This window comes from Sinomonas sp. R1AF57 (assembly GCF_002224485.1).
GTDB classification, from domain to species: Bacteria; Actinomycetota; Actinomycetes; order Actinomycetales; family Micrococcaceae; genus Sinomonas; species Sinomonas flava.
In genome coordinates this window covers 1356614-1372061 of sequence record NZ_CP022463.1, presented here as the reverse complement: position 1 = coordinate 1372061, position 15448 = coordinate 1356614, and the positions used below count along the sequence as shown (strand labels likewise).

At 70.6% G+C, this 15448-nt stretch carries 16 protein-coding genes; 8 read left to right on the top strand and 8 right to left on the bottom strand.

Translation table 11 applies throughout. From position 1 onward, the window contains the following. Window positions 1-14 precede the first annotated feature (14 nt). From CGQ25_RS06290 to CGQ25_RS06265, 6 genes are all read left to right on the top strand, one after another. Entirely contained in the window at window positions 15-1619 is a 1605-nt protein-coding gene (locus CGQ25_RS06290) for a sensor histidine kinase (RefSeq protein ID WP_208712303.1), read from the top strand. Continuing rightward, window positions 1616-2332 (top strand): response regulator, encoded by a 717-nt coding sequence (locus CGQ25_RS06285; RefSeq protein ID WP_255405617.1) that lies wholly within the window; start codon window positions 1616-1618, stop codon window positions 2330-2332. The genes CGQ25_RS06290 and CGQ25_RS06285 overlap by 4 nt, the downstream gene beginning before the upstream one ends. A 143-nt stretch (window positions 2333-2475) precedes the next feature. Next, on the top strand, window positions 2476-2646 hold the full coding sequence (locus tag CGQ25_RS06280; protein ID WP_208712302.1) for a hypothetical protein: 171 nt from the start codon (window positions 2476-2478) through the stop codon (window positions 2644-2646). 63 nt (window positions 2647-2709) lie between these two features. Continuing rightward, window positions 2710-2910, top strand: a complete 201-nt coding sequence (locus tag CGQ25_RS06275; protein ID WP_208712301.1) for a hypothetical protein — start codon at window positions 2710-2712, stop codon at window positions 2908-2910. 211 nt (window positions 2911-3121) lie between these two features. After that, entirely contained in the window at window positions 3122-3325 is a 204-nt protein-coding gene (locus CGQ25_RS06270) for a cold-shock protein (protein ID WP_208712300.1), read from the top strand. An 84-nt stretch (window positions 3326-3409) separates the two neighbouring features. After that, the gene (locus CGQ25_RS06265; RefSeq protein WP_208712299.1) at window positions 3410-3988 is read left to right on the top strand and encodes an NTP transferase domain-containing protein; all 579 of its coding nucleotides are present in this window, start codon (window positions 3410-3412) and stop codon (window positions 3986-3988) included. On the opposite strand, the gene CGQ25_RS06260 is transcribed toward CGQ25_RS06265, so the two are convergent. Beyond that, window positions 3985-6882, bottom strand: coding sequence for a chitobiase/beta-hexosaminidase C-terminal domain-containing protein (locus CGQ25_RS06260; RefSeq protein WP_208712298.1), 2898 nt, complete (start codon window positions 6880-6882; stop codon window positions 3985-3987). The two genes, CGQ25_RS06265 and CGQ25_RS06260, sit on opposite strands and share 4 nt — an antisense overlap. 291 nt (window positions 6883-7173) lie before the next feature. Here CGQ25_RS06260 and CGQ25_RS06255 point away from each other — a divergent pair, with 291 nt between their 5' ends. Then, a complete protein-coding gene (locus tag CGQ25_RS06255) occupies window positions 7174-7860 on the top strand; it encodes an SGNH/GDSL hydrolase family protein (RefSeq protein WP_208712297.1) in 687 nt (228 codons plus the stop codon). Window positions 7861-7880: 20 nt separating this feature from the next. On the opposite strand, the gene CGQ25_RS06250 is transcribed toward CGQ25_RS06255, so the two are convergent. The 7 genes from CGQ25_RS06250 to CGQ25_RS06220 all read right to left on the bottom strand — a co-directional run bounded on the left by CGQ25_RS06250 (window position 7881) and on the right by CGQ25_RS06220 (window position 14822). After that, the gene (locus CGQ25_RS06250) at window positions 7881-8606 is read right to left on the bottom strand and encodes an aspartate/glutamate racemase family protein (RefSeq protein WP_208712296.1); all 726 of its coding nucleotides are present in this window, start codon (window positions 8604-8606) and stop codon (window positions 7881-7883) included. 1 nt (window position 8607) lies between these two features. Then, on the bottom strand, window positions 8608-10077 hold the full coding sequence (locus CGQ25_RS06245; RefSeq protein WP_208712295.1) for an amidohydrolase family protein: 1470 nt from the start codon (window positions 10075-10077) through the stop codon (window positions 8608-8610). Beyond that, window positions 10077-10865 (bottom strand): aspartate/glutamate racemase family protein, encoded by a 789-nt coding sequence (locus CGQ25_RS06240; protein ID WP_208712294.1) that lies wholly within the window; start codon window positions 10863-10865, stop codon window positions 10077-10079. Before CGQ25_RS06240 ends, CGQ25_RS06245 begins: the two co-directional genes overlap by 1 nt. Before the next feature lie 56 nt (window positions 10866-10921). Next, window positions 10922-11569: a GntR family transcriptional regulator gene (locus CGQ25_RS06235; RefSeq protein ID WP_208712293.1), complete on the bottom strand. Its 648-nt coding sequence runs from the start codon at window positions 11567-11569 to the stop codon at window positions 10922-10924. A gap of 118 nt (window positions 11570-11687) precedes the next feature. Further along, on the bottom strand, window positions 11688-13022 hold the full coding sequence (locus CGQ25_RS06230) for an MFS transporter (protein ID WP_208712292.1): 1335 nt from the start codon (window positions 13020-13022) through the stop codon (window positions 11688-11690). A gap of 199 nt (window positions 13023-13221) precedes the next feature. Then, the gene (locus CGQ25_RS06225) at window positions 13222-14070 is read right to left on the bottom strand and encodes an NAD(P)-dependent oxidoreductase (protein WP_208712291.1); all 849 of its coding nucleotides are present in this window, start codon (window positions 14068-14070) and stop codon (window positions 13222-13224) included. A 173-nt stretch (window positions 14071-14243) separates the two neighbouring features. After that, window positions 14244-14822, bottom strand: coding sequence for an NADPH-dependent FMN reductase (locus CGQ25_RS06220; protein WP_208712290.1), 579 nt, complete (start codon window positions 14820-14822; stop codon window positions 14244-14246). 103 nt (window positions 14823-14925) lie between these two features. Between CGQ25_RS06220 and CGQ25_RS06215 the strand changes: the two genes are divergently transcribed. Next, on the top strand, window positions 14926-15444 hold the full coding sequence (locus CGQ25_RS06215) for a MarR family winged helix-turn-helix transcriptional regulator (protein ID WP_255405615.1): 519 nt from the start codon (window positions 14926-14928) through the stop codon (window positions 15442-15444). The last annotated feature ends 4 nt before the right edge of the window (window positions 15445-15448 follow it).

Genomic DNA, 15448 nt, shown 5'->3' with positions numbered 1-15448 from the left:
TGGAAAGGACCAGCATGAGGAGGATGAGCCTCGCGAGCAGGCTCCTCGCGATCCTGGTCCTCGCCGTCGTGGCCCTGACGGCATTCATCGGGACGGCCATGTACGTGGACGCCCGCGACCAGACCCACCAGAACGCCGGGCGGCGGACGCTCTCCACGGCGGAGGCCATCGCGGACAGCCCGTTCGTCATCGACGCCGCGCGGAATGCGGCGACGACGGACCCCTCCCCCGTCCTGCAGCCCTACGCCGAGCAGGTCATCCAGGACGCGGACCTGGACTTCGTCACGATCATGGCTCCGGACCGGACCCGCTGGACCCACGCGAATCCCGAGCAGATCGGGGGGAAGTACCTCGGGAGCGTGGACGAGGCGCTCGCGGGGCACGCGCTCACGGAGACCTACACCGGGACGCTGGGGCCCTCGGTCCGGTCGATCGTCCCGATCGTCGACGGGGGCAAGGTCGTCGGCATGGTCGCCGCCGGCGTCCGCGTGAGCGCGCTCGAGGTGGCCGCCGCGGGCCGGCTCCCGGCGCTCCTGGCGATCGCCGCCGTCGTGCTCGCCCTCGGCTCGCTCGGCTCGCTCGGCCTCGGCCGGTACCTGTCCCGCGTCACGCGCGGCTACGGCCCGGAGGAGCTGGGCCAGCTGTTCGCGTACTACGAGTCGGTGCTGCATTCGGTCCGGGAGGGCGTGGTTCTCGTGGACCGGCGGGGCAGGGTGGTGATCCGGAACGACCAGGCCTCGCGCCTCCTGGGCCTCCCCGAGCACGACGACGGCGCGGAGCCGGCCGGGCTGGATGGCCTCGCGCTGCCCGAGAGCCTGCGCGAGCTGCTCGCCAGCGGCCGCAGCGCCCACGACGAGATCCACCTGACGTCCGACCGCGTCCTCGTGGTCAACCAGGAACCGGCGACCATCCGCGAGGGACGGCGCCCCAAGGTGATCGGCGCGGTCGCGACCCTCCGGGACCGGACCGAGATCGCCGCGCTCGGCAGCGAGCTCGAGACGCTGCGCACGCTCTCCGATGCCCTCCGCAGCCAGGCCCACGAGCACGGGAATCGGCTCCACACGATCGTCTCCCTGCTCGAGCTCGGGCGCACCGCGGAGGCGCTCTCGTTCGCCACCGAGGACCTGAAGCTGAGCCAGTCCCTGGCCGACGAGCTCGTGGTCTCCCTCGACGAGCCCGTCCTCGCCGCGCTCGTCATGGGCAAGGCCGCCCAGGCCAATGAGCGCGGCGTGCGCCTCGACGCCGACGCGTCCGCGACGCTGGCCGGATCCGGCATGGCGCCGCAGGACCTCGTGACCATCGTCGGCAACCTCGTCGACAACGCGATCGACGCCGCGGCCGCCGGCGAGCCGCCGCGCTGGGTGTCGCTCGGGATCGCGGAGGAGGGCGACGACGTCGTGATCGAGGTGGCGGACAGCGGGACGGGCGTGCCGGCGGAGGAGGCCGACCGGATCCTCCAGTACGGGTACTCGACCAAGCCGCACACGGGCCCGGGCCGAGGACTGGGCCTCGCGCTCGTCAAGCGCTCCGTCGAGCGGCTCGGCGGATCCCTGGCCCTGACGCCTGGCAAGGGTGCCGTCTTCACCGTCGTCCTGCCACGGAAGGAGCACGTGCCGTGACCCAGGCAGCAGAGGCAACCCGGGCCATCCGGGTGCTCGTCGTCGAGGACGAGCCGATCGCAGCGGACGCCCACGCGGCCTACGTCGGGCGGGTGCCGGGCTTCGTCCATTCCGGCACCGCGCACGACGGCGCGTCGGCCCTCCGCCTCGCGGGCCAGCTCGCCGCGGCGGGGACACCGGTGGACCTCGTCCTGCTCGACATGAACCTCCCAGACCTCCATGGTCTCGACGTGGGCCGGCGCCTGCGGGCGGCGGGGCATCCCGTGGACATCATCGCGATCACCGCTGTCCGCGAGCTGCCCGTCGTGCGGCGCGCGATCTCGGTGGGGGTCGTGCAGTACCTCATCAAGCCGTTCACCTTCGCGGCGTTCGCCGAGCGCCTGGAGCACTACCGGGCGTACCGCCAGGCGCTGGCGGGACACGCTGGCCCGACCTCGCAGGCCGCCGTGGACGAGGCCCTCGCCGCGCTGCGCGCGCCGGTGTCGAAGCCGCTGCCGAAGGGCCTCTCGGCGCACACCCTCGAGGCCGTCAGGGACTACCTGCGCCTGCGCGGTGACGCCGTCTCCGCGTCTGAGCTGACGGAGGCCGTCGGCATCTCCCGCGTGACGGCACGCCGCTACCTCGAGCACCTGGCCGACGTCGGCGAGCTGACGCGCTCCGCCCGGTACGGCACCCCCGGGCGCCCGGAGAACGAGTACCGCTGGGCGGGGTAGGGCGGTCCGGGGAGCCCGTCGGCGCCGCACATTGCGGCGCGCCGCAGACAGGGCCCTTGGCTCCTGTCGCTCGACGCTGGACGGGCCTACCGTTGAACCAGGGAGCCGCCAGCGCGGCGTCCCGGCGACGGAAAGGAGCAGCGATGAGCAGCGAGAGCCCCGAACTGGTCGAGCCCAACGGCGCGGCCACCGCGACGGCCGAGGCCCGCGAGGCGCCGGAGCCCGTGCTTCCCGACATCGACTCCCTGCCCGACGGTTCGGGCAATGACCGCGACGGCGACGAGACCGACGACGAGCGCTTCGACGCGGGCTGACGCAGCGGCGCACACAGTGCCGGGCCAGGACGGGCCCCGGCGGCAACGAGGAGAAGAGGAGCCATGACGCACAGCCTCGACTACGGCGACACCGAAGACGACGACCTCACCGAGCCCTTGGACGGCAGGGACAGCCAGGCCCCGGAGGGGTCCAGCGACAACCCCGAGACGATGGATGAGATCGACCCCCTGCACGACCCGCACCGGCTGATCGAGCTCGACGTCGAGGAGGAGAACCCGGACATCGAGCGCGGTCTCGACTAGGCGGCCTTCCGACTCGTCGAGGGGACGCGCGCGCCACTGGCCGGACCCCTTTCTGCTCCTGTAGGGTTGAGCTGTAGTCGTTGTGTTTCACGTTGTGTCTGCACGGCGCCCATCCTCCGCCGGAGGCCGGGGCCGTGCTTGCTTGGCGGTTTCTGGACACCGCTGCGAGCAGCCCCGAAGGCCGAGGCTGCACCCGTCCCGAGGAGGACGCATGGCAACTGGCACCGTCAAGTGGTTCAACAGTGAAAAGGGCTTCGGGTTCATCGCGCCCGATGACAACGGCGCGGACATCTTCGTGCACTTCTCCGCGATCGAGTCCAAGGGCTACCGCGAGCTCCAGGAAGGCCAGAAGGTCGAGTTCGAGGCCCAGCAGGGCCCGAAGGGCCTCCAGGCCGCCAAGGTCCGCCCGCTCTGATCTGCGTCTGCCAATCGGTTGACGCATCGCGGTCTCCCGGAGGGCCGGCAGCTTCCCGCTGCCGGCCCTCCGGCGTCTGCGCAGGTGGTCGGTCTCGTGCTCGCGGCGGGCGCCGGCCGCAGGATGGGGTCTCCCAAGGCATTGGTGGCGGACGACGGCGGCCCCTGGCTCGCGCGGGCGGCCCTGCTTCCGCTGTCGGCAGGCTGTGCGCGCGTGCTGGCCGTGCTCGGCGCTGCAGCTGAGGAGGCACGCCAGCTCCTGCCAGCCGATCCGAGGATCGTCCCCGTCGTCGCGCCCGCTTGGGCCTCCGGCATGGCGGCTTCGCTCCGTGCCGGCATCGAGGCCGCGGCAGCGATCGAACCCGCCCCCAACGCGGTGCTCGTGACCCTCGTCGACCTGCCCTCGCTGCAGGAGGAGGCGTTCAGGAAGGTCCTCGCGGGCCCCGTCGATCCGGGCTCGCTCCGCCGTGCGGAGTACGGCGGCCGCCCAGGGCACCCCGTGCTCATCGGGCGGGACCACTGGGCCCCGCTCCTCGCCGAGCTCGCCGGCGACCGGGGCGCCGGCCCCTACCTCGCCGCGCACGGCGCCGAAGCGGTCGACTGCACGGGCCTCGGCGGGGACCTCGACATCGACCTGCCGGGTCCCCAGACCTCTCGCGGCTAGGAGATGAACTTCAAGGCACCCCACCCCGTGGCGAGCTGCGTGCGCCCGTTCACGTCGATGCCGCCGGTGCCGGTGCCCGGGTAGAGCCAGAGGACGCCGCTGCCGTCTCGGGCAATGATGTCGGTCTTGGCGTCGCCCGTGAGGTCGCCGGGAGCCGCGATCGCCGTCATTGACCCCCAGCCGGTGGCGATCTGGGAGCGGCTGAGCCAGCCGTTGGCCCCGTCGCCCGGGTACAGCCAGAGGGTGCCGTTGGTGTCGCGTGCGATGACGTCGTTCTTGCCGTCGCCGTTGAAGTCGCGGCCGCTGACGATCGCGTTCATGACGTTCCAGCCCCAGCCAACCTGGACGCGTGACTTCCAGCCGCCGGTCCCGTCACCCGGGTAGAGCCACAGGGCGCCGCCGCTGTCCCGTGCCAGGACGTCGCTGTTGCCGTCGCCGTCGAAGTCGCCGGGCGAGAGGACCGCCGTCATGACGTTCCACCCCCAGCCGACCTGGACCCGGGTGCCGAAGCCGCCCGAACCGTTGCCGGGATAGAGGAAGAGGGCGCCATCGCTGGTCCTGCGGGCCAGGACGTCGTTCTTGCCGTCGCCGTTGAAGTCGCCCGGCGTCATGGTGGCGTTCATCCCGCTCCAGCCCGTGGCGACCTGCACGCCTGCCGCGATGCCGCCGGCGCCGTCGCCCTTGTAGAGCTTGAGGAGGTCGCCGTCCGCCGCGAGGACGTCCGCGTAGCCGTCGCCGGTGTAGTCGTGCCAGGAGGGTGTGACCGGCTTGGGCTGGAGCGTGTAGGTCTGGCTCTGGACGGTTGACGTGTTCCCCGCCAAGTCCTTCCCGAAGTAGGAGAGCGTGAACGTCTGAGTCAGCGTCAGCGGCCCGGTGTACGGGGTGCTGGCCGTGGTGGGTGTCGAGCCGTCGGTCGTGTAGTAGATGGCCGTGTTGCCCTCGTTGGAGGACAGCGTGATCTGCTGTCCCGAGGGATACGTGCCGCCCACCGGGTTCGCCGTGATCGTCGGCGGTGTCGTGTCGGCGGCGATCGTGTATACCTGCTGGGCAACTGCCGAGGCATTCCCGGCACTGTCCGTCGCGAAGTACTTGAGCGTCATAGCCGCATCGAGTGAGATCGGCCCGGTGTAGGTGGTCCCTGCGGTCACGGGATCCGAGCCGTCCGTCGTGTACCGGATCGTCGCGGGCTCATTGGCCGTGAGCTTGATCTGCGTCCCCGCCGGGTACGCTCCGCCGACCGGATCCGCGGTGACTGTGGGAGGGGTCTTGTCATCCGCGAGGGTGTACGTCTGCGTCGCGACCGCGGACGAGTTGCCGGCGGCGTCCTTGCCGAAGTACTTCAGCGTCAGCCCGGAACCGATCGGAATCGGCGACGTGTACGTGGGGCTCGTGGCTGTCGGTGTCGAGCCATCCGTGGTGTAGCGGATGGTCGTCGACGGCTCGTTGGAGCTCAGCGTCACCGTCTGGCCCGAGGGGTAGGCGCCGCCAGGCGGCGTCGCCGTGATCACCGGCGCCGTGGTGTCGGCGCCCTTGAAGACCTCGAACTCGGCCAGGCCGGCCGCCGTCGTGCTCGGGCTTACCCCGGTGACGGTGAACTTCACCGAGGTCACGGTCCGGCCCGGGAAGGTCACGGTGGTGCCGGCGCCGTTGTTGTAGAGCGCGCCGACCGGCACCGAGGTGCCGTCGGAGAAGTCGAGCACGCCCGACGTGACCTGCTGGTCGGCGAGCGGACGGTCGAACAGGTTCACCATCGAAACGGCGGTCGGCGAGCCGAAGGTGTACTGGATCCAGGCGCCGGTCTTCTCGCCGTTGGAGACCCATTCCTTCCCGGGAGCCTGGGGGGCGCCCCACGCGTAGCCGTCGCGGGCGCGGTCCGGGCTCTGGGTGCTGGACGCCTGGGAGGAGGCCTGGACGGTGGTCCCGGAGTCCTTGGCGGCGTTCTTGGTCCACTGGATGGCAGTGGGGTACTCGCGCTTGAGCCACTCGTTGTACGGCGAGTCCGGGCACCCCTCCCCCGGCGAGTTGCAGACGTTGTGGTCGTAGCCCGCGAACGTCACGAACGCGTCCACCTTCTTGGTCAGCTCGGGGTCGAACACGTTCTGGGCGTACTCGTCGATCACGTACGCGTCGTAGCCGGTGAGGGTGTGCGGCGCCGTGTAGGAGGCGCTGGCCTGCTGCGCGAACTTCGCCGTCGCCCAGTGGTCGCTGTGGTCGTAGGGATTGGTGTAGGAGCCGGTCCAGTCCTGGGTGCGCAGCGTCGTCGGCTTGAAGGACTGCATGGTCTGCAGCAGGATGCTGGCCAGCTGCGACTTCGTGTACGCCGCGCGGCCGTCGACCGGTGTGACGGAGCTGAGCGTGCCGTTCCAGAGCTTGAGGATGCTCTGGTAGTTGTAGGTGTCGCTGCCCGAGCCGTCCGGGAAGCCGTCCGGGATGCGGAGGAACATCACCTGGATGTTGGAACCGCTCAGCTGCCACCGCGCGATGTCCCGGTTGGCGATGCCGTCATCGATGTCGACCCACGAGTTCGCCTTGCCGGCCATCTGCGCATACGTCGCCTGGATGCCGGCCTCGAGGCTCTGCCAGTAGGAGGCACCTTCGCCCGCCTCCCCCGCTGTGGTGAAGACCGTGAGGGAACAGCGGTCCACTTCGAGGTCCCGCATGAAGTCAGGGCTCAGGAAGAGCAGGTCGTCGTCGGTATGGGCCACGATGTTCATGTCCCCGTTGGCGCACGCGGTGGCGCTCCGCGCCGGCGCCGGCGCCTGGAGCCCCACGAGAGCAGCGGCGCCCAGGACGGCGGCGAGGACGGCCGCCGCCATCCTGCGGACAGAGCCGCCCCTCTGGGAGGGCTGGAACCGTGTCCTCCGGTCCGGGTGCGAAGGCGTCTGAGTGTCCACGGTCAACCCCAATCACTGATGAACGCGCCCGCAGCAGCGCGGGCCCCGGAGGCTCCGCCCCCTGCGGCGAGTCCGAGATCGGTATGCGAGACCCGTTGCCGCTCCCTGACAACGCCACATCCACGGATCAGAGTACGCGCGGGTGCCATGCGCGGGAAGTGATCAAAGTCCCCAGAATCACAGGCAGAGTGCTCAACTCCACAGCCCGGTCACAGCCTCTGCGCCCCAGTCATTTGCGATCATGGTTGGGTCATGATGATTGGACCCGACAGCGCAGGGAGGAGTGCTCTGATGGCCCCTCCGCCCACGTTCCCCTTCGCGCGCGCGGCGTTCGCGTTGACGGCGGTGGCCCTCACCGGGGCAGTCTGCGCCACGGCCGGGCTCTGGCGGGCGCCAGCCCCCGCCGCAGTATCACCCCGCGCCGACGCATTCCACGTGGTCGTCGTCGGGGACTCCCTGAGCACCGGCTACGGCACCTCTCCTGACTTCGCCTGGCCCACGCTGCTCTCCGCCGAGGAGATGGGGCGGGTCGACGTCGTGAACTCCTCCGAGAACGGCGACGGCTTCCTCGCCGTGGGCGACGACAACGGGACCTTCGTCTCCCACGTCGCCGAGGCCGCCCGACCGGATGCCCAGATGGTCGTCTTCTTCGGCTCGGAGAACGACATGGGCGCCGATGACTCCGAACTCGGCGCCGCCGTCGACGAGGCCCTGCAGACCGCTCGAACGTCTTCCCCGAAGGCGCGGCTCGTCGTCGTGGGCCCGCCGTCCTACACCGCGGACCCCGAACCCGAGCGGGTCGCGGTGCACGACACTCTCGAGGCCGCGGCCGCGCGCGAAGGCGCGGACTTCGTGGACCCCATAGCGCAGGAGTGGTTCGTCGGGCTGGACGGACTCGTGGGTCCGGACGGTGTCCACCCGAGCGTGGCCGGGCAGTACTACCTGCGCGACGAGATGGCCCGCGCCCTCGGGCTCTGACGGCGATCCTCCACGGCTCCTCAGGCGAGGAGCTTCCCCCAGCGCGGGTCCAGGAGCGGCGCCCCTGCGATGTCGAGGCACCGCCACAGCGTGACGGCGACCGAGTCGAGGACCGGGACCCCTGTCCGCGACTCGAGGTCCGCGACGACCGGGGCCCCGTAGAGGTTGGTGCAGAGGAACACCAGCGCGTCCGGGCGCTCGGCGGTGAGCTCGAGAGAGCCGGGGACGAGCTCTTCCGGGGCGACCCTCGCGAAGGACTCGTTGTCGCTCAGGCCCAGCGCCCGATGCCCGCTGGTCCGCACGCCCGCCTCGGCGTACCGGGCGATCACCTGCTCGTTCACGTCGGCCGTGTACGGCGTGAAGAGACCGATGGTCCCGATGCCGAACGCTGCGAAGGCGTCGAGGTAGGCGAGCGTGGAGGTCGTGGCCGGGATTCCGGTGGCGGCCGTGATCTCCGCGGCGATCTCCCTGTCATGCCCGACGCCGAGCCATGACCCCGAGGTGCCGTTCCAGGCGATGACGTCGACGTCCGCCGTGGCCAGGAGCTCTGCGGCGGAGCGCATGGCCCCGACGTCGAACTGCCTGTCGGATCCGGAGTCAAGCGCAATCCGCGTCACCGGGATGCGGGTGGAATGGATCGTGACGTCCTCGCGGTCCCCGAGGAGGCGGTAGCTCATCGGTTCGAGGCAGGTGTTGGACGAAGGCACGATCACCCCGATGCGGGTGGGGCGGGCGGTCTGGGGCATCTCAGTTTCCTCTCTGGTCGGCGATGGAGGGGACGCGCACGCCCGTGCCGGATACGTCCCGGGATTCCGCGTAGCCACGCCGCTCCACGAACCGGCCGACGGGGCCTGGGTCGTGGAAGCCGTCCTCATCGAGGACCACTCGGCCGCCCGCGACGACGGTGTGGGGCCACCCGCGCAGCACGCGCCCGTGGAACGGCGAGAAGTCGGTGCCCATGTGGAGGGCGGCGCTGTCGACCGTCCGCGCCTCGGCAGGATCGAAGACGACGAGGTCCGCGTCGTAGCCGGGAGCGATGGTTCCCTTTCCGGGGATCGCGTTGATCCGCGCGGGCGAGGCCGCGAAGAGGTCGACGAACCGCTCGAGCAGCCGCGCGCCGTCGTGCGCCTCCCGGTCCGCCCACGCGTCGGCGAGGGCCGTGAAGGCCACCGGCATGCGGGTCTCGACGCCGGGCAGGCCGTGGGGCATCTGGCGGACGTCGTCCGCCCGCCCGCGCTTCTGCGTGAGGTCGTAGCACGAATGGTCGCTCGAGACGGTGTGGACGGAGCCGTCGGCGAAGCGCCGGCGGACCGCCGCGACGGTCTCGGGGGAGCGCATCGGCGGGCAGCAGGCGTACCAGTGCGGGAACTGGGACGAGTAGACGCCGTCGTCGAGGACGAGGTAGTGGGGGCAGGTCTCGGAATGCGCGTCCAGACCCCGGGCGCGGGCCTCTGCCACGAGGTCGATCGCCCCGGGCGTGGACTGGTGCACGAAGTAGACGGGGGCCCCCGTGTACTCGGCCAGGGCGAGGACCTCCCGGACGGACGCCTCCTCGGCGAGCTCCGGGCGGGTCTCGTGCAGGTGCCCGATCCCGATCCGGCCTGCCGAGGCGTGCTCCTGGGTGCAGTCGACGATCATGGCGTCGTGCTCGGCGTGGATGTAGGTGAGTCCGTCGAGCCGCACCATCTCGCGCATGACCCGCAGCACCGTGTCGTCGTCTGCCATCGTGGATCCCCGGTTGGTCATGTACATCTTGACGGACCGGATTCCCAGGACGGCGAGCTCCTCGAGCTGGGCGGGGACGGTCTCGTCCCACTCGACGACGGCCCCATGGAGGGCCACGTCGCAGCGGGACTCCGCCGCGAGGGCCAGCTTGTGCCTCGCCGCCTCTAGGGGGGTTTCGGAGGAGTCCCTCGGGATGCCGAAGTCGAGGATGGTCGTCGTCCCTCCCCACAGCGCTGCTGCCGAGGTGATGGCGAAATCGTCCAGGGTGCTCCACTGCCCGGTGGTCTGCGCCACGTGGCAGTGGGCGTCGATCCCTCCCGGGATGACGGCGCGGCCGGCGGCGTCGATGGTGCGCTCGGCGGCGGGGACTGGCTCGGCGGCGTCGACGACGGCGGTGACCCGCCCGCCGTCGACCACGACATGGGCGAGCCGGCGTGAATCCGCGTTGACCACGAGACCGTTGGCGATGACGAGGTCTGCAATGCCGGGCATCACTGCACGCTCCCCGCGCCCTGGGGCGCGCGGCCGGCTGCGAGCTGGGCCGTGTCGAGCGCGGCGTCGAGCGCCGGCGAGAGGCCGGTGCGCCGCTTCAGCGGCGGGGCAGCGAACGAGCCCGCGCGGTGGGGGCCCGAGGCGAGCCCTACCACGGCCTCGGCGAGCCGGATGCCGGCGCCGATGCCGTCCACGACGGGAACGGGGATCTCGTCGGCGACCTCGCGCGCCAGGCCCGCGAGCGGCGCACCGGCGAGGATCACGACGTCGGCGCCGTCCCCGGCCACGGCCAGCCGCGCGAGTTCGACGAGCGTCGGGCGGAAGTCCTCCTGGACGCTGCCGATGCCCCGCAGCGCCTCTGTGATCGAGCGGATCGACGCCAGCCGGGAGCCGAAGCCGAACCGCTCGACGCAGTCGCGGTACCAGGCCGTGATGCGGTCCGAGATCGCGATGATCGAGAACCGGTGCCCCTGGAGCGCGGCGGCGCAGAGGGCTGCCTCGGTGATCCCGAGCACCGGGACGTCGGCGAGTTCCTTGAGGGCGGGCATGCCCGGATCGCCGAAGGCTGCGACCACGACGCCGTCGACCTGGCCGGCGTGCTCAGCGATGAGCTCGGCCACGGCGCCGGCGGCGATCAGCGATTCGAGGCGCGTCTCGATGTACTCGACACCGTGGCCCGCGGTGCGGACGACAAGTTCGGTGGCGGGGGCTGCGGACCGCTCCGCCTCCGAGCGGATCAGCGCGGTCACGTCCTCGCTGATGTTGGGGTTGATGACCAGAAGTCTCATGTACGGGTTCCTTGAGGGGAACGGCCAGCGCTCTCGCGGAGGCCGTGTCGGGATAGTCAGACGGTGTCCGGGTACTGCGCCCGGTACTTGCCGATGTGCCGTGCGGACTGGGCTGCGGCGGCGTCGGGATCGCCGCTGGCAATCGCGGCGAGGAGGTCGCGGTGCTCCTGGATGAGCTCAGGCAGGTCGGTCACGTGCCGGAAGAGCCAGTGCATGCGCCCTTGGAGCGGCTCGAGCGCGGTCCGGAGGAACGCGTTGTCCGCGATCGCCGTGACCTCGTCGTGGAAGTCGTTGTTGAACCGGTGCGCCTCATGGACGCTCCCGCGACGCAGGGCATCCGACGCCTGGTCCAGGAGAGCCTCCAGGCGGGACACGTCCTCGGGCGTGGCGCGCTGGGACGCGAGCCGGCAGGCGAGGACCTCGAGGGACGCCCGGACGTCGAAGAGGTCCTCGACCTCCTTCTCGCTGAGCCCGGCCACCACCGAGCCCCGTGTGGCGCGGGGAGCGAGCAGGCCCTCCTGCTGCAGCATGCGCAGGGCCTCGCGCACGGGGAGCCTCGAGACGTTGAACTCCCCGGCGAGGTCCCGCTCGATGAGGCGCGTCCCGGGGGCGTAGTACCCCTCGAAGATCCGCGAGCGCAGCGTGTCGCGGATGACCTCCCGCAGCGGGCGGTCCCGGCCGGGCTCCTCGACTGGCTGTGCCATGATCGCTCCTCAGGTGAGTACGGGCCTCGGCCCGCCGTGACGGTTCGTGCTGTGGTCCATTCGACCACGGGGGCGGTGCCCGGCCGGCGGCAAGCCCGCCGGCCGGGCACAGCCGGGATCAGACGGGGAGTCGCTTGCTGTAGTCGAGCGCGAGCACCGAGACCCCCATGACGATCGCCGAGCCGACGAAGTAGAGGAGGGCCCAGGTGTAGCCCCCGGTGGCGCCGACGATGAAGCCCACGGCGATCGGGGTGACGAAGCCGGCGATGTTGCCGCTGAGGTTCATCGCCCCGCCGAGGACGCCTGCGTTCGTGCGTCCGCCCAGCGTCGCGGGCACGGCCCAGAACAGGCCCACCCACCGCAGGAAGAAGAGGACCACGGAGAGGAGCACGACCGCGGCGATCGGATCCGAGACGACCGTGACCCCGACGAGCCCGCCGGCCACGATCACACTCGAGATGCCCAGGAGCGTCCGCATCACGAGGTTCGCCCCCAGCCCGCGGGCACGGAGCCTGTCTGCGAGCGTGCCGCCGAGGATCTCCCCGACGAACCCGGCGCCGAAGATCACGAACGTGGACCACCCGATGGTCTTCAGGTCGAACCCCTTGGCCTGGGACAGGTAGAGCGGGCCCCAGGTCAGCAGGCCGTAGAAGACGCCGTTGAATCCGAGCCAGCCGAGGCACATCGCCCAGAACGAGCGGAACTTCAGGTAGGGCAGGAGCGCGCGGCGTGCCTCGCCGTTCACGCCGGCGGCCTCGTCCTCGGCCCGGTGCGAGGCCTCGATGTACTCGGCCTCCGCCTCGTTGACTGCCTTGTGGGCCCGGGGATTGTCCCGGATGTACCACCAGGTGAGCGCGCCGAGCAGGACAGTCGCAATGCCGGCGATGACGAATGCCGCGCGCCAGCCGCCGGCGGCGCTGATGAGCCAGGTGATGATGACGGCTCCCACGCCGGCGCCGAGAGGGGCACCCGCGTCGAGGATCGTGGCGCCGCGGCCCCGCTCCTTGGAGTGCATCCACAGGGCGTTGAGCTTCCCGCCCGCCGGCATGATGCCGGCCTCGGTGACGCCGATGCCCATGCGGGCGATGAACATGCTCAGGAATCCGCCGGCCATGCCGGACGCAGCTGTGGCCGCGCCCCAGCCGACGCAGGAGGCCGTGATGACCTTGCGCGGGCCGAAGCGGTCGATGAGCCAGCCGACGGGGACCTGCATCAGCGCATAGGTCCAGAAGAAGGCTGAGAGCAGGAGCCCGACCAGTTCAGGCGAGAGGTCGAACTCCTTCTGGATGACCGGCAGCGCGACGGAGATCGATCCTCGGTCCACGTAGTTCACGGTGACCAGGACCAGGAGCAGGATGAACAGCTTCCAGCGCACACTGGTGCGCTTGGGCGCGGGCTGCCCGCCATCCTTGGCGAGCGGCCGCGGGGCGGTGGCTTCTTCTCGAAGGGACACACGTCCTCCTTCACAGCGGTGGGAAGTGCGGCAGCCGAACAGGCGGATGCCGAGCCCGGGTGGGCGGTGCGCAATGTGTGGGAGAGCTCTCTCTTGGGATTCCGATTTGGGATCCCAAGAGAGAGCTTACGCAGTGTCCCAGACCACAGTCAAGGATTTGGGATCCCAATTTGGGATCCTAAGCGAGAGGCTCTGGGGCTCAGCCGACCTCGTCCCTCCAGGAGTGCTGAGGGTCGTACCCGAGGACGCGGCGGGCCTTGTCGATGGACAGGAGCGTCTCGTGCTCGCCGAGCTCCTTCGTGACGGTCACCCCGGGGAACACCTCGGCAGCGAGGTCGGCGGAGCTGCGGGACATGACCGTGTCCGCAGCGGCGATGATGTACGCCTCGAAGCCCGGCCGGGCGCCCTCGAGCGCGCGCTCGACCGCCTGCGCGCCGTCGCGCGCGTCTATGTATCCCCAGAGGTTCCACTTGCGCCCACGCGGGTCGGCGTCGAAGCCCGGGAAGGCTGCATAGTCGGCCGGGACCATCACGTTGGAGAACCTGAAGGCGCTCACGCTCAGCTCGGGGTCCCAGCGGCACAGCTGGATGGCCATCTGCTCCTCGAGGTGCTTGACCAGCGAGTATGTGCTCTCGGGTCGGGCGGGGTACTCCTCGTCGACCGGGATGTACGGAGGCGGCGTGTCGAACGGCAGGCCCAGGACGGTCTCGCTCGAGGCATAGACGATCCGCTTGACGCCCGCCCGGCGGGCCGCCTGGAACACGTTGTAGGTCGCGAGCATGTTGTTGCGGAACGTCGCGGCGTCCGGGGCCAGCCCGGGGGCAGGGATGGCCGCGAGATGCACGACGGCGTCGACCCCGCTGTGGCGGTCGTCGATGCCCGCGAGCGCGTCGGCGACCTGGCCGTAGTCGGTGAGGTCGATGCGCACGTAGCCCGGGCCGCGCTCCCCCACCGTGTCGAGGTTCCATACGGTGTGCCCGGCGCTGCGGAGGTGCTCGACCACTGCCCGCCCGAGCTTCCCGCTTCCGCCGGTGAGTGCGATCTGCATGGTTCACTCCCTTTCTCGGCGCCCACGGTGGCCGCCCCGACCATCCTCGCTGGCCTGCACCGCCGACGGCTATGCCCCACGGCCCCGACACGCACGACGGCGGCACCCGGGTGAGCCTCATGAGCTCACCCAGATGCCGCCGTCGCGCGCTGGCTGTCTGGAAAGGGGAAGGGTCAGACGGCCACGTTGAGGGAAGCCCGGACCGACTCGAGGGCCTTGGTCCAGACCACGAGCTGGTCGAGCATCGGGTCGACCGAGGCGGCCTGCATCTCGGTGGGCTTGAACACGGAGAAGTTCTCGAAGTCGCTGAAGAGCGAGAACATGCCGGTCTTCTGGACGTGGGCGACCTGGAGCTCCGAGAGGATGCCGCGGAGGTGCTCGACGGCGCGCACGCCGAAGGCCGAACCGTAGGAGACGATGCCGGCGGCCTTGTTGGCGAACTCGGCGTTGAGGTACGAGAGCGCGTTGGCGAGTGCTGGCGCGACCGAGTGGTTGTACTCGGGGGAGATGAAGATGTAGCCGTCGAACTCGTCGATGCGGGCCGAGAACTCCTTGGTGGACTCGTTGCTGTACGACTGGTAGGCAGCGGGCATGGCCTCGTTCAGGAGCGGGAGGCTGTAGTCGGCGATGTCGACGAGCTCGAACTCCACCTCGGGCTTCTGCTGCCGGGCGCGCTCGAGGACCCACTCGGCGACCTGGCGGTTGTTGCGGCCGGGGCGGGTGCTGCCAGTGACGACGGCGATCTTGGTCATAGGGTCTCTCCTTGTTGACGCATCAATCAAAACTTGATGGTTCAACTAGAACATGGGCATAATTGATGTGTCAAGCACTGATGGGGGATCTGGAGGAGTGATCGTGGGCACACAGGCTGCAACCGAGGCCGAGCCGCGCTGGCTGGACGCGCGCGAGCGGGAGGTCTGGCTTGCGCTGCGCCGGCTCATGTGGGGCCTGCCGCCCGCGATCGACCGCCAGCTCACCCGAGACTCGCGCCTGTCCGGTCCCGAGTACTCGGTGCTCGCGACCCTCTCCGAATGCCCGGACGGTGTCCTCCGGTCGGGCACGGCGGCACAGGAGCTCGGCTGGGAGCGGAGCCGCCTCTCGCACATCCTCAAGCGCATGGAGGCCAAGGGGCTCATCTTCCGCACCTGTTCGACCCTCGACGCGCGCGGACAGGACGTCCACCTCACCGATGCAGGCCGTGCCGCGATCGTCGACGCCGCCCCGGGCCACGTGGAGTTCGTGCGCAGGACGGTCTTCGACCCTCTCTCACCGGAGCAGCAGGACCTCCTCCGAGAGGCATGCAGCCGGATCATCGACGCCGCCATGACGGTAGAGGCGGAGGCGGGGGACGGACCGGGGCGACAGCTAGACTGACCGC